This is a genomic window from Kitasatospora sp. NBC_00039, from assembly GCF_045160625.1.
GTDB lineage: Bacteria > Actinomycetota > Actinomycetes > Streptomycetales > Streptomycetaceae > Kitasatospora.
The window spans coordinates 3,908,442-3,926,112 of the sequence record NZ_CP108289.1; the positions used below are offsets into that span (position 1 = coordinate 3,908,442).

19 protein-coding genes are annotated in these 17,671 nt (G+C 72.2%); 8 read left to right on the top strand and 11 right to left on the bottom strand.

Annotated elements, in window-relative coordinates; genetic code table 11:
* Positions 1–8 precede the first annotated feature (8 nt).
* Together OG286_RS17215 and OG286_RS17220 are read right to left on the bottom strand one after the other, a co-directional pair.
* Positions 9–956, bottom strand: coding sequence for a DMT family transporter (locus OG286_RS17215; protein WP_405365441.1), 948 nt, complete (start codon positions 954–956; stop codon positions 9–11).
* A 282-nt stretch (positions 957–1,238) separates the two neighbouring features.
* A complete protein-coding gene (locus tag OG286_RS17220; RefSeq protein WP_405361057.1) occupies positions 1,239–1,901 on the bottom strand; it encodes a CatB-related O-acetyltransferase in 663 nt (220 codons plus the stop codon).
* Between the two features lie 112 nt (positions 1,902–2,013).
* On the opposite strand from OG286_RS17220, the gene OG286_RS17225 reads away from it, so the two are divergent.
* The 4 genes from OG286_RS17225 to OG286_RS17240 all read left to right on the top strand — a co-directional run bounded on the left by OG286_RS17225 (position 2,014) and on the right by OG286_RS17240 (position 4,955).
* Positions 2,014–2,631: a TetR/AcrR family transcriptional regulator gene (locus OG286_RS17225; protein ID WP_396324549.1), complete on the top strand. Its 618-nt coding sequence runs from the start codon at positions 2,014–2,016 to the stop codon at positions 2,629–2,631.
* Positions 2,632–3,066: 435 nt separating this feature from the next.
* A complete protein-coding gene (locus OG286_RS17230; RefSeq protein ID WP_396324550.1) occupies positions 3,067–3,744 on the top strand; it encodes a peptidylprolyl isomerase in 678 nt (225 codons plus the stop codon).
* A gap of 85 nt (positions 3,745–3,829) precedes the next feature.
* Positions 3,830–4,156 (top strand): MazG-like family protein, encoded by a 327-nt coding sequence (locus OG286_RS17235; RefSeq protein WP_396324551.1) that lies wholly within the window; start codon positions 3,830–3,832, stop codon positions 4,154–4,156.
* Between the two features lie 262 nt (positions 4,157–4,418).
* Positions 4,419–4,955, top strand: a complete 537-nt coding sequence (locus OG286_RS17240; RefSeq protein ID WP_396324552.1) for a hypothetical protein — start codon at positions 4,419–4,421, stop codon at positions 4,953–4,955.
* 204 nt (positions 4,956–5,159) lie between these two features.
* Here OG286_RS17240 and OG286_RS17245 read toward each other — a convergent pair whose 3' ends face one another.
* The 7 genes from OG286_RS17245 to OG286_RS17275 form a co-directional block, all read right to left on the bottom strand.
* Positions 5,160–6,449, bottom strand: coding sequence for a geranylgeranyl reductase family protein (locus tag OG286_RS17245; RefSeq protein ID WP_396324563.1), 1,290 nt, complete (start codon positions 6,447–6,449; stop codon positions 5,160–5,162).
* Positions 6,450–6,803: 354 nt separating this feature from the next.
* On the bottom strand, positions 6,804–7,499 hold the full coding sequence (locus tag OG286_RS17250) for a demethylmenaquinone methyltransferase (protein ID WP_396324553.1): 696 nt from the start codon (positions 7,497–7,499) through the stop codon (positions 6,804–6,806).
* Positions 7,500–7,576: 77 nt separating this feature from the next.
* Positions 7,577–8,164, bottom strand: coding sequence for a hypothetical protein (locus OG286_RS17255; protein WP_405361053.1), 588 nt, complete (start codon positions 8,162–8,164; stop codon positions 7,577–7,579).
* A gap of 437 nt (positions 8,165–8,601) precedes the next feature.
* Entirely contained in the window at positions 8,602–9,261 is a 660-nt protein-coding gene (locus OG286_RS17260; protein WP_396324555.1) for an imidazolonepropionase-like domain-containing protein, read from the bottom strand.
* Between the two features lie 80 nt (positions 9,262–9,341).
* The gene (mqnC, locus tag OG286_RS17265; protein WP_405361051.1) at positions 9,342–10,565 is read right to left on the bottom strand and encodes a cyclic dehypoxanthinyl futalosine synthase; all 1,224 of its coding nucleotides are present in this window, start codon (positions 10,563–10,565) and stop codon (positions 9,342–9,344) included.
* A 103-nt stretch (positions 10,566–10,668) separates the two neighbouring features.
* The gene (locus OG286_RS17270; protein ID WP_396324455.1) at positions 10,669–12,462 is read right to left on the bottom strand and encodes a serine/threonine-protein kinase; all 1,794 of its coding nucleotides are present in this window, start codon (positions 12,460–12,462) and stop codon (positions 10,669–10,671) included.
* A 213-nt stretch (positions 12,463–12,675) separates the two neighbouring features.
* Positions 12,676–13,575, bottom strand: a complete 900-nt coding sequence (locus OG286_RS17275; RefSeq protein ID WP_405361047.1) for a menaquinone biosynthetic enzyme MqnA/MqnD family protein — start codon at positions 13,573–13,575, stop codon at positions 12,676–12,678.
* 323 nt (positions 13,576–13,898) lie between these two features.
* On the opposite strand from OG286_RS17275, the gene OG286_RS17280 reads away from it, so the two are divergent.
* From OG286_RS17280 to OG286_RS17290, 3 genes are all read left to right on the top strand, one after another.
* Entirely contained in the window at positions 13,899–14,102 is a 204-nt protein-coding gene (locus OG286_RS17280; RefSeq protein ID WP_057227626.1) for a cold-shock protein, read from the top strand.
* Positions 14,103–14,553: 451 nt separating this feature from the next.
* Positions 14,554–14,685 (top strand): hypothetical protein, encoded by a 132-nt coding sequence (locus tag OG286_RS17285; RefSeq protein WP_405361044.1) that lies wholly within the window; start codon positions 14,554–14,556, stop codon positions 14,683–14,685.
* A 58-nt stretch (positions 14,686–14,743) separates the two neighbouring features.
* Entirely contained in the window at positions 14,744–14,944 is a 201-nt protein-coding gene (locus OG286_RS17290) for a hypothetical protein (RefSeq protein WP_405361042.1), read from the top strand.
* Between the two features lie 82 nt (positions 14,945–15,026).
* Here OG286_RS17290 and OG286_RS17295 read toward each other — a convergent pair whose 3' ends face one another.
* Positions 15,027–15,347 carry a hypothetical protein gene (locus tag OG286_RS17295; RefSeq protein ID WP_396324451.1) on the bottom strand — a complete coding sequence of 107 codons (321 nt, stop codon included), beginning with the start codon at positions 15,345–15,347 and terminating at the stop codon, positions 15,027–15,029.
* A 66-nt stretch (positions 15,348–15,413) separates the two neighbouring features.
* On the opposite strand from OG286_RS17295, the gene OG286_RS17300 reads away from it, so the two are divergent.
* On the top strand, positions 15,414–15,932 hold the full coding sequence (locus OG286_RS17300; protein ID WP_405361040.1) for a GNAT family N-acetyltransferase: 519 nt from the start codon (positions 15,414–15,416) through the stop codon (positions 15,930–15,932).
* A 161-nt stretch (positions 15,933–16,093) separates the two neighbouring features.
* Here the strand turns inward: OG286_RS17300 and OG286_RS17305 are convergent, their stop codons facing one another.
* Positions 16,094–17,455: a dicarboxylate/amino acid:cation symporter gene (locus OG286_RS17305; RefSeq protein ID WP_405365444.1), complete on the bottom strand. Its 1,362-nt coding sequence runs from the start codon at positions 17,453–17,455 to the stop codon at positions 16,094–16,096.
* Positions 17,456–17,671: the final 216 nt, after the last annotated feature.

Below are 17,671 nucleotides of genomic sequence, written 5' to 3' on the forward strand. Positions count from 1 at the left end.
GCGCCCCGTCACACCGAAGCCGGGGCCGGCTCCGCCGCCGCGTCGGCCTCCACCACCTGCGCCGCGTCCCGGGCCGGGGCGACGGCGGTACGGCGCCCCCATTCGGTGGCGACCAGGACGAGGGCACCTCCCAGGAGGGCGAGCGGGCCGAGGTGGTTGCCGGCGAGGGTGATGCCGAAGGCGGCGGCCCAGAGCGGCTCGGTACCGAGCAGCAGGCTGACCCTGGACGGCGAGGTGGCGCGGACGGCCCACATCTGCACAAAGAAGGCGAACAGCGTGCAGAGCAGGGCCAGATGCAACAGCCAAGCCCACTGCGCGGGCCCGTACGAGGCGGCGGCCGTCCACGGCAGCGGTCCGGCGAACGGCGCGACGACGGCGAACACCAGCGTCGCGGTCGCAAGTTGGACCCAGGTGAGGGCCAGCGAGTCGGTGTCCCGGATAGGCCGGAGCCGAGCCATCGTCAGCACGTGGACGGTCCGCACCACCGCAGCTCCGAGCACCAGCAGATCGCCCAGCGACGGCGCCTTGAGCCCACCGCCCCCGGTCAGCATGGCGACCCCCACCACCGCCAGCCCGGCCGCGGCCAGAAAGGCCCGCGGCAGCGGCGTCCGAGCCAGCGCGCTCTCCGCGAGAGGAGTGAAAACCATGGTGAGGCTGATGATCAGACCGGCGTTGGTGGCCGAGGTGTGCACCGCGCCATAGGTCTCCAGCAGAAAGACGCCCCCCAGCACCAGTCCCAGCACCGCGCCACCCAGCCACTCGGACCGGCCCATCCTCCGCAGCCCCCGCCACGCGACCAGTCCCAGCAGCGGCAGCACCAAGGTGAACCTCAGCACCAGCATCGCCACCACCGTCCCCGGCTCGGCCACCCGCTGCACGGCCAGAAAGCTCGACCCCCACACCACCGCAACCAGCAGTACGGGCACATCACGAAGGAAGGACGACGAATCACGCATGAACAGGAACCCTCCGGGGCGAACGGAACCGACGAGGAGATTCCCGTACGACATCGGACGGATCTCGGGCCACAACAGGCCCCCCACCAGGGGCCCGCCATCTTCGCGCACCCGACGGCCGGCGATCAACGGTTTTCGGTCCCCGCACGGCCCGACGCCCTTGTGCCCCGGCCCCTTGTACCCCCGGCCCCTTGTGCCCCGGCCCCTTGTACCCCCGGCCCCTTGGTGCCCCGGCCTCCGTCCCGGCCCCGCCCCATACCCGCCTTCCTGCGTCCCGCGCCCTCAGGTGGCCAGCAAACCGTGGACCGCGGCGATGGCCTCGATGTCGGCAGGCCTGCCGGACATGATGGCTCGGACGTGCTCGGTGACGAGTTCGACCGGCCAGTCCCACCAGGCGGCGCGCAGCAGGCGGTCGACGTCCGCGTCGTCGAAGCGGCGACGGATCGGGCGGGCCGGGTTGCCGCCGACGACGGTGTACGGCTCGACGTCGGCGGTGACGACGGCGCCGGCGGCGATGATCGCGCCGTCGCCGATCCTGACACCGGGAAGCACGGTGGCCCCATGTCCGAACCAGACGTCGTTGCCGACCACGGTGTCGCCCCGGCTCGGGAGTCCGGTGACGATGTCGAGGGTCCGCTCGGTCCAACTGCCGCCGAACATGGTGAACGGAAAGGTGGAGACTCCGACAGTGGGGTGGGCGGCGCCGGCCATCAGGAAGCGGGTACCGGTGGCGATCGCGCAGTACTTGCCGATCACCAACTGCTCGGGCCCGTACGCGTACAGGACGTTGCGCTCCTCGAAACGGGTGGCACCGTCCGGGTCGTCGAAGTAGGTGTACTCGCCGACCTGAATGCGCGGGTCGGTGACCAGCGGGCGCAGCATGACGACACGGTCGTGCCCAGCGAGCGGGTGGAGCACGGTGTGGTCGGGGATCGCGACAGTCATGGAACTCCTCAACGGCTCAAACGGACCTCTCGAAATGCGACTGAAGTCGCATTAAGATGAGGATGGCATGGCGACACCGCCACGGCAAGCCTTAACGCGACTGGAGTCGACTTTGAGCGAGGAAACCCGCACCCCCACCCCTCGGCCGGGCGGGCGCAGCGCCCGGGTCCGCGCGAACGTCATCGCCGCGACGCTCGCCGAGATCACCGAGAAGGGGTACGACGGGCTGACCGTCGACGCGGTCGCGGCGCGCTCCGGCGTCCACAAGGCCACCCTGTACCGCCGCTGGAACGGGGTGGACGGCCTGGTCGCGGACGCACTCACCGCCTCCGCCGACCAGCCGTGGCCACTCCCCGACACCGGCGACCTCGCCGGCGACCTACGTCGGATCACCCATGAGGTCTTCGCCGTCTTCACCGACCCCGAACTGGGCTCGACCCCGACCGCGCTGATCACCGCCGCCCAGCGCTCCGACGTCGGCGCCGCCGCCCTGCGCGCCTTCTTCTCCGCGCGCCACCGACAGGCCGCCGAGGTGGCTGAACGCGCCGTCGAGCGTGGCGATCTTCCCGTCGGCACCGATGGCACTGAGGTCGTCCGCGCAGCCACCGCCCCGCTCTACTACCGCCTGTTCGTCACCGGCGAGCCGCTGGACGCTAGCACTGCCGAGCGGGCCGCCGATGCCGCAGCCCTCGCCGCCCGCGCCGGCCTCTTCACCGCAGAGGCCGCCTGACCCCCAGATGCCGGCCCGCGAAGCCCAACAACGCCCGCCCCAGAACGGCGCCCCCGGAACGCCCACCCCGAAACGCCGACCTCAGACGCGCCCACCCCACGGGCACCCGCACGCGCCGACCTCAGACGCGCCCACCCCACGGGCACCCGCACGCGCCGACCTCAGACGCGCCCACCCCACGGGCACCCGCACGCGCCGACCTCAGACGCGCCCACCCCACGGGCACCCGCACGCGCCGACCTCAGACGCGCCCACCCCACGGGCACCCGCACGCGCCGACCGACTCCACCCGCTCCACGCCGCCCGCCCCGCGCCAGCCACCCCACGCTGCACGCGCGCGACACGTACCCCCGACGTCTACCGCATCCACCCCCGGCCGTGGATGATGTCGCCATGACAACACCGCCGTCCACCACCCCCGGGAAGGCTCGTCAAGTGAAGCGCAAACACTGGGCGTTGTTCGCCGCTGCCACCATCCTCCCGCTGGTCGCGACCACCGGAACCGCCGTCGCGGACACCCCGCCGGTCCCGGCTCCGACCACGCCCACCGCCGCCACCTGCACCTACACCCCGGCGGTGCCCGCCGACAACTTCAAGGGCATCCCGGTCTTCGATGCGAAGAAGGCGGCCAAGCCCTACAGCGCGACGCTGAAGACCAGCCAGGGCGCGATCACCTTCCAGGCCCTGACCGCCGAGGCGCCCTGCACCACCTTCTCGTTCCGCTTCCTCGCCGAGCACGACTACTTCGACCGCAGCCACTGCCACCGACTCACCACCCAGCGGATCTTCGTCCTGCAGTGCGGAGACCCGACCGGCACCGGCAGCGGCGGCCCGGGCTACTCCTTCCCGGACGAGAACCTGACGGGGGCCACCTACCCGGCCGGCACCGTGGCCATGGCCAATGCGGGTCCGAACACCAACGGCAGCCAGTTCTTCTTCGTCTGGAAGGACACCAAGCTCTCCCCCGCCTACACCCCGTTCGGTCGGATCACCGCAGGCCTCGACGTGCTGCAGAAGATCGCGGCCGGTGGCGAGGACGACCAGAACAACCCCGGCGACGGCTACCCCACTCTCCCGGTGAACATCCGCAACGTGAAGATCAGCTCCCGCTGAAACCGAGCTGCCGGGCGACCTCTCCGCCCCTGCCAGGCTCCCGTACGGTGGGCAGCGTCACCGAAGCCGTACGGGAGCCGCGCACATGGACAGCAGGATCTGGGAGAGCGTCGACCACCTGGTCGCCTGGCTGGACGACGAGAGCGGACTCTCCGCCCAGGAGGAGCGCCTGCTCCGCATCCTCAAGGTCTCCGAGGAGGTCGGCGAGGTCGGCGCGGCGGTGATCGGGGCCACCGGGCAGAACCCCCGCAAAGGCGTCACCCACACCTGGGAGGACGTCCAGCACGAGCTCTGCGACGTCGTCTTCTCAGCCCTCGTCGCCCTCCGCACCCTCACCCCGGATGCCGCCCAGGTCTTCGCCGACCGCCTCGCCTACGTCGAGCAGCGCTCCGCCGCCAGCCGCCCACAGTGACCCCGCCGTTCACGGTAGCCGCGGTAGCCGCGGCCACCCTGCACGCCCGCCACGCCCCGCAGACCCACACCGGCCGCGCCGCACACCCGCCCCCGTCCCCGCCGCGCCGCGCCGCGCCGCACACCCGCCCCCGTCCCCGCCACGACCGCGCCCACACCCGCGCCCGCGTACCTGGCGATGTGAGTACTTCTACGGATGGTTCGCCTCGCTCCGTCCCCCTAGAGTCGTCAGCGGCAACGGACGATCCCGGGGGGAGCATCGGATGGCCAAGGCCGGCGGGTGGATCAGTGAAGCGGTGCCCGCGGTGCGGCAGCGGCCAAGGGTCCGCCGGGCGGTGGCCGGGGCGCTCGGGCTCTGTGTGGTGTTCACCCTCGCGGCCGTCGGATGGATCGCGTACGCGATGGTGACGACCTTCCACCCGCCCGAGACGGACACCGACCGGGCCGAGAAGCTGGCAACCCTGCATTACAAGCAGCATCCGGCCAAGGGGCGGTACTACATCCCGATGGAGGCCGTGTTCGGCCGGCTGCCGGACGGCACACGGGCGGCCTACCTCCACTACCAGGTGCGGGCAGACACGGACTCCAGCGTGGACGACTTCCTCCGCGTCTACGACCTGCCACAGCTCGGCGCCCCGGCCCCGCTGCCGGACGACCTGCGGGCGGCGTTCCCCGGCAATGAGCCGGCCGAAGCCCCCCTGGTATCGCAGACGGGCACGGACAAGCGGCAGATCTTCGTCGTCACCGCGGAGCCCGGCTCCCCCGACGGCGCCGACATCTACGTACGCGCCACCGGCTGAACCGACCCGGCGCCGGCCCGCCCCCGGCAAGGCGCGCCGCTGCCCCCTGCCCCCACAAGCACAGGGGGCAGGGCGTCCGCCATCACTCACTCAGCCGCCACGCAACAGCGACCAGAAATCAGCCACCCCGCCTCAAGCGCCAAGCCTCAAGCCCCGGCCCCCGGCCCCCGAGCCCCCGAGTCCCCGAGCCCCCGGCCCCGAACGTCAGGCGTTCGGGGCGACCTTGGCGAGGCCGTTGATGATGCGGTCCATGGCGTCGCCGCCCTGCGGGTCGGTCAGGTTGGCGAGCATCTTGAGGACGAACTTCATCAGGATCGGGTGGGTCAGGCCGCGCTGGGTGGCGAGCTGCATGACCTTGGGGTTGCCGATGAGCTTCACGAAGGCGCGGCCCATCGTGTAGTACCCGCCGTAGACGTCCTTGAGGATGCGCGGGTAGGCCTGGAGGGCGCGCTCGCGGCCGGTGTCGGTGACGCGGGCGTTGGCCTGGACGATGACGCCGGCGGCGATCTGCCCGGATTCCATCGCGTAGGCGATGCCCTCGCCGTTGAACGGGTTGACCATCCCGCCGGCGTCGCCGACGAGCAGCAGGCCGCGGGTGTAGTGCGGCTGCCGGTTGAAGGCCATCGGCAGGGCGGCGCCGCGGATCGGGTCGGTCATGTTCTCGGGGGTGTAGCCCCACTCCTCCGGCATGCTCGCGCACCAGGCCTTGAGCACCTCGCGCCAGTCCAGCTCGCCGAAGGCGGGCGAGGAGTTGAGGATGCCGAGGCCGACGTTGGAGGTGCCGTCGCCCATGCCGAAGACCCAGCCGTAGCCGGGCAGCAGCTTGCGCTCGCCGCCACGGGTGTCCCACAGCTCCAGCCAGGACTCGAGGTAGTCGTCGTCGTGGCGCGGGGAGTTGAAGTACGTCCGGTAGGCGACGCCCATCGGGCGGTCCTCGCGGCGGTGCAGGCCCATGGCGAGCGAGAGCCGGGTGGAGTTGCCGTCGGCGGCGACGACCAGCGGGGCGCGGAAGGTCACCGCCCGCTTCTCCTCGCCGAGTCGGGCGGTGACGCCGACGATCCGGCCGGTGCGGTCGTCCAGCACCGGGCCGCTGACGTTGCACCGCTCGTACAGCCGGGCGCCCGCCTTCTCGGCCTGACGGGCGAGCAGCTCGTCGAAGTCGGCGCGCTTGCGCACCAGGCCGTAGTCGGGGAAGGCGGACAGCTCCGGCCAGTCGAGCTCCAGCCGGACGCCGCCACCGATGATCCGCAGGCCCTTGTTGTGCAGCCAGCCGTTGTCGGTCGACACGTCGATGCCCATGTCGACCAGCTGCTTGGTGGCGCGCGGGGTCAGGCCGTCACCGCAGACCTTCTCGCGCGGGAAGGACGTCTTCTCCAGCAGCAGCACGTCGAGGCCGGCCTGGGCCAGGTAGTACGCGGTGGTGGAGCCGGCCGGGCCCGCGCCGACCACGATGACGTCCGCGGTGCTCTCCACGGGGCTGTCCGGCTTCGTCAGATCGGCTGCGGTCTCGGACACGGTGGGCACTCTCCTGGAGCTGCGGCTGGGGGACGGCGGCTGTCCCCGGCAGTCTAGTTGCCGTCCTCGGAACCGGATCCGACGGCGGCGCCCGCCACGGACGGCCGGCCGGGCGTCGGGACGGGCCCTCCCGGCAGCGAGACCGCGCCTCCGGTCGTCGAGGCAGCGCCTCGAGCGCGAACCCGTTGGCGGCAGCGGTCTCGCCCGGCGGGACGGCCCCCATGATGAACGCCGGGATGGCCGCATGGGCGAAGGCGATGTCGGTGCCGAGGAGGCAGCCGACCAGGACCAACTGCCCAGACCGGGGGCAGTCGAACCAGCGGGCAGAGGGCCCTACGAGACCTTGTACGCCCGGTGCAGTGCCACGATCCCGCCGGTCAGGTTGCGCCAGGCCACCTTGGACCAGCCGGCCTCCTGGAGCTTTGCGGCCAGGGCAGGCTGGTCCGGCCAGGCACGGATCGACTCGGCGAGGTAGACGTACGCGTCCGGGTTGCTGCTGACCGCGGTGGCGACCGGCGGCAGTGCCCGCATCAGGTACTCGGTGTAGACCGTGCGGAACGGCGTCCAGGTCGGCGTCGAGAACTCGCAGATCACCAGCTTGCCGCCGGGCTTGGTGACCCGGAACATCTCGTTCAGCGCGGCGTCGGTGTCATGGACGTTGCGCAGCGCGAAGGAGATCGTCACCGAGTCGAAGGTGTCGTCCGCGAACGGCAGGCTGGTGGCGTCCCCGGCGGTGAGCGGCAGCTCGGGGTGGCGGCGCTTGCCCTCGGTGAGCATGCCGACCGAGAAGTCGCACGGGACGACCTTGGCCCCGGCCTCGACGAAGGGCAGCGAGGAGGTGCCGGTGCCGGCTCCGAGGTCGAGCACGAGGTCCCCCGGTCCGGCGGCCACCGCCTCGGCCACCGCCCGGCGCCAGGCGCGGGCCTGGCCGAGGGAGATCACGTCGTTGGTGCGGTCGTACTTGGCCGCGACGTCGTCGAACATGGCGGCGACTTCGTGCGGCTGCTTGTCCAGAGAGGCTCGGGTCACGCCCCCATTGTTCACCCTGGCACCGGCGACCCGGGCAAGGGGGCACGCCGCCCGCCACGAAGAGCCCGGCACCGGCCTCAGTGCAGGCCGCGCCGTCCGCCCGAACGACGCTTGCGACGCGAGCGCTTGCCCTGCGTTATCGCGGGCATCCCGTCCGGCAGCGCACCCGCGGCGAGCGCCACGGTGGTGGCGAACCGGCCCTCGCCGGTCCGGATGGCGACCGCCCGGCGGTGCCGGCGGATGCGCAGCACACAGACGAGGAAGAGCAGACCGGCCACCGGCACGCTGATCCGGGCCAGCCCGACGCCGACCGGCTGCGGGTAGGTGTCGCCGCAGATCCGGACCGCGCCCGGGTCGTCGGCGGCGTGCTCCAGGCAGATCGCGTCGCCGACCTTGGTGCCGTCGGCCAGCGGCAGCGCAGCGGCGGTGTGCGACTGGCCGGCAGCCCGGTAGTTGACGGTGGAGTACGAACCGCCGCCGGTGGGCAGCTGGGTGACGACGCCGTCCACTCTCACCGGGTGCGCGCCGATCCGGTCGGCCTGCTCGGCCTGACGCCAACCGAGCAGGCACATGCCGACGGCCAGCACGGCACTGAGCACGGCGGTGAGGTACCAACCACGGCCCAACCGCGGGGAACGCGGCGGGGGGACGGTCGCGGATCGCATGGTTCCTGTCCTGGCTTGCCTTCAGGGCCTGGGACTGGGCCCCGCCACCCGCGGGGGCGGGCGGTATGTGGTGAGGGTGCGGAGTGAGCTGTCCGGGATCGTATCCGCTGGCGGGCCCTCAGGTCACGGCGAAGGGTGAATCAGACCATATGGCCGAACACCGAGTTCGGCAGCACACGAAGGAAGTCCCGTGTGCTGCACGGGATTCCGGCTACCCGCGAGTAGCCGGCAGTCAGTGCCCCGGAAATCAGGTCCCCGGCAATCACAGCCCCCCGGCGCTCAGCATCCCCAGCACGCAGCACCCGCCAGCACCCAGCACCCAGCACCCACGACACTCCGCACCCCAGCACCGCCTCCGCACCCACCGGCGCCCACCGACGCCCACCAACACGCTCAGCGACACGCCCACCGGCGCCCACCGACGCCCACCGACACGCTCAGCGACGCCGATAGACCAGCCGCCCGGCCAGCACGGTGGCCAGACAGCCGCCCGGACGCGGCTCGCCCGTACCGACGGCCGCCGTGCTCGCGAGCCGCGCGAAGACCGCGAAGTCGGCCGGCCCGTCCACCGCCAGCCGACCGTGCACCGCCGCCGCGAGCGGCAGCACGGCGAGTGGGTCCAGCGATTCCTCCCCACCCACAGAACCCACAGGGCTCGCAGGACCGGGCAGCGCGGTCAGCCCCGAGCGGGCCACCGCCGTGCGGACCGAGGCGCGCTCGAACGGCCCGGCTACCGCGGTCACTCCGCACCCGAGCATCCGCTGCAGCCCGCGCCGGGCGCTCGCACCGCACCGCGCCTCGTCCGTCGCCTCGGACAGCCCCCCGGAGACGGGCGCGTCCCCGACTCCCTCACGCGGGTCCGGGTGGTACGCGCGCTCCAGGAGCCAGTGCCCGTACGGATTGCGCAGGCCTGGCGTGAGCGAGGCGTCGCCCCAGTCCCGCAGCCGCGCCCCGGGGTGGGCGGCGGCCAGCCCGGTGTACGGGCCGAGGGCGGCGATCCGCCCGTCGTGCACCAGCACCGCCCCGTCGGAGAACGTCGGGGCGGTGGGGTCGGCCGGATCGGGCAGCACGAGGGCCGCCCGGTGCAGGGTCAGCACGGCGGAGAGGCCGCCGTGACGGCGGGTCCGGCACGGCGCGGGGTCGGTACGGCAGCCTGGGTCGGCACAGCTGTACGGCCTCAGCCGTTGTTGAGGATCTTCAGCTCGGGGTGGGCGGTGCCGCCCTCGATCGCGGTGGAGGCGATGTGCGAGGCGACCCGCGGGTCGACCGGGTCGTCGGCCGGATCGTCCAGCACCCGCAGGTGCTCGTACGTCGTCGAGCGCTGCGCCGGGACACGGTCCGCGGCCCGGATCAGGTGGATCAGCTCGGTCAGGTTCGACCGGTGCCTCGCACCGGCCATCGACACCACGTTCTCCTCCAGCATGACCGAACCCAGGTCGTCCGCCCCGTAGTGCAACGACAGCTGGCCGGCCTCCTTGCCGGTGGTCAGCCACGAACCCTGGATGTGGGCCACGTTGTCGAGGAACAGCCGCGCGATCGCGATCATCCGCAGGTACTCGAACACCGTCGCCTGGGTCGAACCCTTCAGATGGTTGTTCTGCGGCTGGTAGGTGTACGGGATGAACGCCCGGAAACCACCCGTACGGTCCTGCACGTCACGGATCATCCGCAGGTGCTCGATCCGCTCGGCGTTGGTCTCACCGGTACCCATCAGCATCGTGGACGTCGACTCCACACCCAGACCGTGCGCGACCTCCATGATCTCCAGCCACCGCTCACCGGACTCCTTCAACGGCGCGATCGCCTTGCGCGGCCGCTCCGGCAGCAACTCCGCACCCGCACCCGCGAACGAGTCCAGACCCGCCCGGTGGATCCGGGTGACGGCCTCCTCGACCGACACCCCCGAGATCCGCGACATGTGCTCGACCTCGGACGCACCGAGCGAGTGGATCACCAACTGCGGGAACTCCGCCTTGATCGCCGAGAACGCCCGCTCGTAGTACTCCACGCCGTAGTCCGGGTGGTGCCCACCCTGGAACATGACCTGCGTACCACCCAGCTCGACCGTCTCCGCACAACGACGCAGGATCTCGTCGAGATCACGGGACCAGCCCTTGTCACTCTTCGGCGCCACATAGAACGCGCAGAACTTGCACGCCGTCACACAGACGTTCGTGTAGTTGATGTTCCGCTCGATGATGTACGTCGCGATGTGCTCCGTCCCCGCGTACCGACGCCGGCGCACCGCGTCCGCAGCCGAACCCAGCGCGTGCAACGGCGCCGAACGGTACAGCTCCAACGCCTCCTCCGGCGTGATCCGGCCACCACCGGCGGCCCGGTCGAGCACGGCCTGCAGGTCGGTGCTGGGCGCATCGAGGGTGGTCGCTGCGAGCTCGGACACCTGGCGGCCTTCTCTCTCTCGGGTACTGCTGCATGCTCCGGTGCTTCCGGAGGCTTCCGGATACGGCCGAACCAGCCTACGCCAGGGCATTGCGGCCGCCGTGTCAGCCCGCTCTCCGCATGGTCCCGGACGGGTTCCCGGCCGGCGGGTCGGCGGAGGTGAAGCGGACGGTGCCGTCCTGCTGCAGGGTGAGCGTCTCCGCGTTGGAACCGCCGGTGCACGCGCCGGGGAACGAGGAGCGGACCAGCCGGGAGGTGAACACCAGCTTCTCCGGCGACGCGGAGTCGAGCCTCCAGGCGCCTTCGCAGGTGATGGAGAGCGGGCCGCTGGTGGCGTTGCGGCTGGTGGTGTTCTCCTGCCCGACCGCGGCCTGACCGATCACCAGCGTGGTGGTGCCGGCGGGGAGGCCCTTCTCGGTGGTCATCTCCCCGCTCCAGGTACCGAGGAAGCGTGCCGGCACGACACCGGGACCGGCGGACGGGGTGGTCGCGGGCCCGGAGGAGGCGGATGAGGAGGTGGCGGGCGTACCCGTCGAGGGCGTACCCGTCGAGGCCGTGGGCGGCGGCTGGGTGACGCCGGTCGCGCCGGTCGGCGCAGAGGTGGTGGCGGTGGTGTCCGTGATCTCCGGGTCCGCGCTCCCCTGCCAGCTGAAGAGCCCGAGCTTGACGGCCACCAGCGCCAGTACGACCGCGGTCACTCCGGCGATCGCGACCGGCCAACGCATCCGCCGCTCGTGTTCCCGGGCCAGCTGCCGCCCGGGCGAGGACCCCGGCACCCAGGTCGGTCTCGCCCCGGCTCCGGTCGGTACACCGGCGCCGGCCATCGGCGTCCACTCCGGCGGCGCCTCGACCGGCGTGCCCCCGCCGATCGTGGGGGTCCGCAGCGGCAAACCGTCCACCGGAGCACCCGCCGGCCCGGGCACGTCCGCGGGCCCCGGCGCGTCCACCGGCCCCGGAGCACCCACCGGCCCCGGCCCGGCCGCGGGATCCGACTCCCCCTCCAGGTCCAGCAGCCGGACGGCGCTGCGCCCCACCTCCGCCGCCAGCGCGGGCGGCAGCCAGCCGCCCCTGCCGAGCCGGACGGTGGCGGTGCCATCGGCGTCCAGCCGGGTCCGCAGCTGATCGGGGGTAGGACGGGCGGCCGGGTCCTTGGCCAGGCAGTCGAGCACGACCGCCCGCAGCGGCCCGTCCAGCCCGGCGAGCTCCGGCTCCTCGTGCAGCACCCGGTAGAGCAGGACCGCGACGCTCACGCCCTCCCCGAACGGCTGGGTTCCGGTGGCCGCGAAGGCGAGCACCGCGCCGAGCGAGAAGACGTCGCTGGCCGGCCCGGCGGGCTGCCCGTTGGCCTGCTCCGGGGACATGAAACCGGGCGAGCCGACCACGTACCCGGACTGGGTGAGCCCGCTGGTCGCGTCCAGCGCGCGGGCGATGCCGAAGTCGATCAGCCGCGGCCCGTCCAGCGTCAGCAGCACATTGGACGGCTTGACGTCCCGGTGGACCAGGCCGAGCCCGTGCACATGGGTGAGCGCCTCTGCCAGGCCGACGCCCATGGTCCGCACTGCCTGCTCGGGCAGCGGCCCGAAGTCCCGTACGGCGGTGCCGAGCGCGGGGCCGGCGACGTAGCCGGTGGCCACCCAGGGGTGTTCGCCCTCGGTGTCGGCGTCCAGCACGGGCGCCGTCCAGGATCCGCCGACCCGCCGGGCCGCGGCGACCTCCTGACGGAAGCGCGCGCGGAACTCGGCGTCCTCGGCCAGCTCTCCGCGGACCAGCTTGACGGCAACCGTGCGCCCGCCGGCCGTCCGCCCGAGGTAGACCCGGCCCATCCCGCCCGCGCCGAGCCGGCGCAGCAGCCGGTACCCGCCCACCTGGCGCGGATCGTCCGCCCCCAGTGCCTGCATCCCGCACGCTCCCCTCGCCCGCCCGCCCGGCCTCGCCACCGGTCACCGGCCACCAGCCACCGCCGGCCGCCGCTGTCACGGATCTCGCGTGCAGACGCTACCGGGCCACGAGAGCAGGAAGGGGCACAGCTCGTACCCCTTCCTCTACTTCCTCTACTTCGGTCGGCGGTCGGCGGTCGGCGGTCGGCGGTCGGCCCACCACCGGCTCTGCGGTCAGACGACCGCGGGCACCGACTCCAGCAGGCGGACCGCGACGTCCGGCGCGAAGCCGCTGTCGCGGGCGACCCGGCGGCCGAACTCGGCCATTCCGGCCAACTGCCGCTCGCCGAGCGAGAAGTCGAGTGCCTTGCTGAAGTAGCGCTCCAGCACCCCGGCGTCGAACGCCTCCCAGCGGGCCGCGTGCTCGGCCACCTCGCGGGCCTCCACCAACGAGAGGTCGCGGGACTCCAGGAAGGCCCGGTGGACCGCCGCCGTCAGCTCGGGGCTGCGCTCGGCGAATTCGCGGCGGGCGGCCCAGACGGCGAAGACGAAGGGCAGCCCGGTCCACTCCTTCCACATCTCGCCGAGGTCGTGCACCGCGAGACCCTGCGCGGCCGCCTGGCCCAGGTAGGCGCGGAGCGCCGGGTCGCCGATCAGGACGGCGGCGTCGGCCTCGGCGAGCATCGCGTCCAGGTCGGGCGGGCAGCTGAAGTACTCCGGCTGCACCCCCTCGCGCTCCTCCAGCAGCAGCCGGGCCAGCCGCACCGAGGTCCGGCTGGTGGAGCCGAGGGCGACCTTGCGGCCGTCCAGCTCGGCCAGCGGCAGCTTGCTGACGATCACGCAGGACATCACCGGGCCGTCGCTGCCGACCGCGATGTCGGGCAGGACGAGCAGTTCGTCCGTGTGCCGCAGGTACTCCACGCAGGTGATCGGACCGATGTCCAGCGAGCCGTCGACCAGTTGGTCGCTCAGCTTCTCCGGGGTGTCCTTGGTGAGATCCAGATCAAGCAGATTGCCCGTTCTGGCCAGGCCCCAGTAGAGAGGGACGCAGTTCAGGAACTGAATATGCCCGACCCGCGGCCTGACCGGGGTGTTCTCCCGGGGCTCCTGTGTTTCCGCATCCGGTACCGCCACTGCGCCGCTCCCTTGCTGTTCGTGCGCCTCCCCCGCACCGTACGCCTGCCGCTCCGGAAGGCTCGCACCGGCCTTACGACACGCCCGATCCGGCTCGTAAGTCACCCCTGGTCGTGACAGCGCACGCATGCTAGCGTTGCTGTCAGTTGCAGTTTGATTCCCCTTGCAGTACTTGAAGCCTGCGGAGCATGTAACCGCAGGCTTTTTGTAGTTTTTCAGCAATATCGAAAAACTCCGGACCCGTCCGGAGGCAGGGCGATCAGCGCAGCGGACCGGGTGCCACACGGTGTGGCCCCCAACACGTCCCTCGCAAGGAGAACGGCATGGCTCAGGGAACCGTCAAGTGGTTCAACGCTGAGAAGGGCTTCGGCTTCATCGCCCAGGAGGGCGGCGGCCCCGACGTCTTCGTCCACTACTCCGCCATCAACGCGAACGGTTTCCGCTCGCTGGAGGAGAACCAGGCGGTCAGCTTCGACGTCACCCAGGGTCCGAAGGGCCCGCAGGCGGAGAACGTCACCGCTATCTGATCATCCTCTGATGACCTGATCGCTCGGGACCCCTCGGGTCCGCCGGCGGCCCTGCGGCCGTCACCATGAGCACAAGAGAAGTACCCAAGGGGGCCCGCCCATCGTCGTCGGGCCCCCTGCCTTTTTGCCCCGCATACACCGACCTCTGCCCTCGGGCCCCTGCCCCGGATCCCCCGGCCTCTGCTCCGCGTCCCCACCACTGCTCCGGGCCCCCGGCCCCCTGCTCCCCGGGCCTTCCCACCGGGCGGCCGGCAACTCGCCCCCGATCCGGGCCGGCGAGGAGAGACCGAGCGGTACCAGCGCCAGGCAGAGGCCCAACGCCGTCACCAGCACCGTGCCGCGCAGCCCGAGCCCAGCCCCCAGCCGGCCGCCGAGCAGCGCGCCCAGCGGTACCACCCCCATCGCGACGAAGCGGTTGGTCACCGCCACCCGCCCCTGGAGCCCGGCCGGGGTGACCGACTGGCGAATGGTCAGCATCGTCACGTTGTCGGCTGTAACGAAGGCCGCGAAGAGCAGGGCGGGGTTGATCGCCATCAGCGCGCCCACGGCGAGCGCCGGGCCGCCGATCGTCGCCGCCGACTGACTGGAGCCTCGCCTCCCCCTACAACCTGTGCGACCCGCATGCCGAAGTCCGCGGCGAGGTGCAGAACGCGATCCTGGCCATGCTCAGCGGGGGCCTGCGGGACGCGACCATCGCGCGCAGGCTCGGTGTCTCCCTGCGCACCTGCCGCAAGTACACCGCCGAGGCCCTCGCCCCCCTCGGAGCCGAAAGCCGCTTCCAGGCCGGGTACCTGACCCGCTCCAAGCAGATCCTCCGGGCCACCGGCCGCCCGTCCGACTGACACTCCCGTCCGGCCACCGGCAGCGGCACCGGCACGTCACCTACGTTCGCAGAATGAGCCCGGACAGCCCTGACCCCACCTCTCAGGCGGGGCCCTTCTCCTCCCGGAACCAGCTGCCCGCCCGGCCGCAGTCGAGGCAGAAGTCGGTGACCCAGCGCCCCGGTCGGCCGAATCTCTCGGCGGGCGCGTCGGCCTCCTCGTACACGTAGTTGTCGTCGCCGCACCACGAGCAGAGCGCGTCGCGCCCCTCGTAGCTGTGCAGGGTCCTCAGCTCGGGGTCGGCGCTGTTCCGGCGGCGGCCGATCCAGTCGCAGGCGAGGCAGCGTAGCCAGATCACGTCGGGCCGGCGGCGCAAGGGCCCGCACAGGGAGCCGAGTTCGCCTCCGCACTCCGGGCATCGCATGGTGTTCTCCCTTCTCCTCGCCCAGCATGCCCGCGACCCGGCCTGCCGATGTGCCAGGATCCCGGGATGGACGGACTGATGATTCGCCGACGGGTCGATGACGACATGGAGGGCTGCCTCAAGGCCCTCGCCACGGTCCAGGAGGCGGACCGCTACCCGGTGGACTGGCCCGCCGATCCCGAGGGCTGGCTGACCCCGGCGGACCTGGTCGATGCCTGGGTGGCCGTGGACGGATCGGAGGTCCTCGGACACATGGCCCTCACCGGCGCCGGACCGGAGCTGGCCGCCGTCGTGGGGCTCCCCGAAGAGCGCCTGCTGGCTGTCGCCCGGCTCTTCGTCGGCACCGCGGCCCGGCGGCGCGGGGTGGCCGCGAAGCTGCTGGGCACGGCAGCCGAAGCCGCCGAAGCCCACGGGCTCGGGCTCGTCCTGGAGGTCGAGGAGGGCGCGACGGCGGCCGTCCGGCTCTACGAGCGCGCCCGGTGGCGCTACGCCGGCACCTCCACGGCGGACTGGAGGACGGCGGACGGCCGCCTCGCACGGCTGCGGGCGTACCTCGCCCCCGAGGAGGACCGGCGGACCGGTTGAGACGGGCGCCGGCGACGGCCCACGCCGGGCGCGCCGGCCGCCCGCCGCCCGCCGCGGGCCGCCTCCTGCGGCGCATCAGGCCCGTTCCCGTCCGGCCGTGGAAAGGCCTCGCCCCCACGTCGGGCGGACCGACGCGGGGGCGAGGCCGAAAGGGGCCGGAATCAGGCGGTGGCCACGGCCTCCTTGGTGGCCTGGGCCGGGACGACGGCCGCGGGGGCGTCCTCGTAGAGGTCGCCGTGCGGGTTGTTGTAGGCGGCCAGGTCGAGGGTCTTCTCGCGGGCCGCGACCAGGATCGGCACGACCACCTGACCGGCGACGTTGGTCGCGGTGCGCATCATGTCGAGGATCGGGTCGATGGCGAGCAGCAGGCCGACGCCCTCCAGGGGCAGGCCCAGGGTGGAGAGGGTCAGGGTCAGCATGACGATCGCGCCGGTGAGGCCCGCGGTGGCGGCCGAGCCGATGACCGAGACGAAGGCGATCAGCAGGTAGTCCTTGATGCCGAGGTCGATGCCGTAGACCTGGGCGACGAAGATCGCGGCCAGCGAGGGGTAGATCGCGGCGCAGCCGTCCATCTTGGTGGTGGCGCCGAACGGGACGGCGAAGGAGGCGTACTCGCTCGGGACGCCGAGGCGCTCGGTGACGCGCCGGGTGACCGGCAGGGTACCGACCGAGGAGCGGGAGACGAAGGCCAGCTGGATGGCGGGCCAGGCGCCCTTGAAGAAGTTGACCGGGTTGAGGCCGCCGGCGAACTTCAGCAGCAGGGAGTAGACGACGAACAGCACCAGCGCGCAGCCGATGTAGATGTCGGCGGTCAGGGTGGCGAAGGGCTTCAGCAGGTCCCAGCCGTACTTGGCGACGGACTTGCCGATCAGGCCGAGGGTGCCGAGCGGGGAGAGCCGGATGACCCACCAGAGGGCGGTCTGGACCAGCTCCAGGACGGACTCGCTGAGTTTGAGGACCGGCTCGGCCTTCGCCCCGAGCTTGATGATCGCCGCGCCGACCACGACCGCCAGGAAGACGATCTGGAGCACGTTCACCTGGGTGAAGGCGTCGACGATGTTGGTCGGGAAGATGCCGGTGAGGAAGTCGATCCAGGTGCCGGTGGACTTCGGCGGCTTGAGGCCCTCGGTCGTGAGGTTGGTGCCCTCGCCCGGGTTGGTCAGCAGGCCCAGGCCCAGGCCGATCGCGACGGCGATCAGCGAGGTGATCAGGAACCAGAGCAGTGTGCGGCCGGCCAGGCGGGCCGCGTTGGTGACGTTCCGCAGGTTGGCGACGGAGACCACGATCGCGGTGAAGACCAGCGGCGGGACGGCCAGCTTCAGCAGCTGGACGAAGATCCTGCCGATCGTCTCCAGGGTGGTGGCCAGCCAGGAGATGTCGGCCGCGCGGGCCAGGTAGCCGAGGCCGACGCCGAACACGAGGCCGGCGACGATCTGGGCCCAGAACGGGGTCCTGCCGAGCTTTGAACTGCGCAGACTGGCGAGCACGGACGGCGACGAGGTCGCCTCGGGCGCTGTGGACATGACGGTGCGGCTCCGGGGGAGGGCGTTGCTGACGGTGAGGTGACGCGGGGAAGGCGGCACGGCGCGCGGGCCGGACGGGAAAGGGCCGGCCCCCGGTCAGGGGCGTGCCGCCTGGATACAGCTCATGGCGCGACAGCTCATGGCGCGACAGCGGCGGGGGCTGCCCACAGCACCCGGCAGGCAGCACCGGCGGGCGGCGCCGGGCATCGAGCCCAG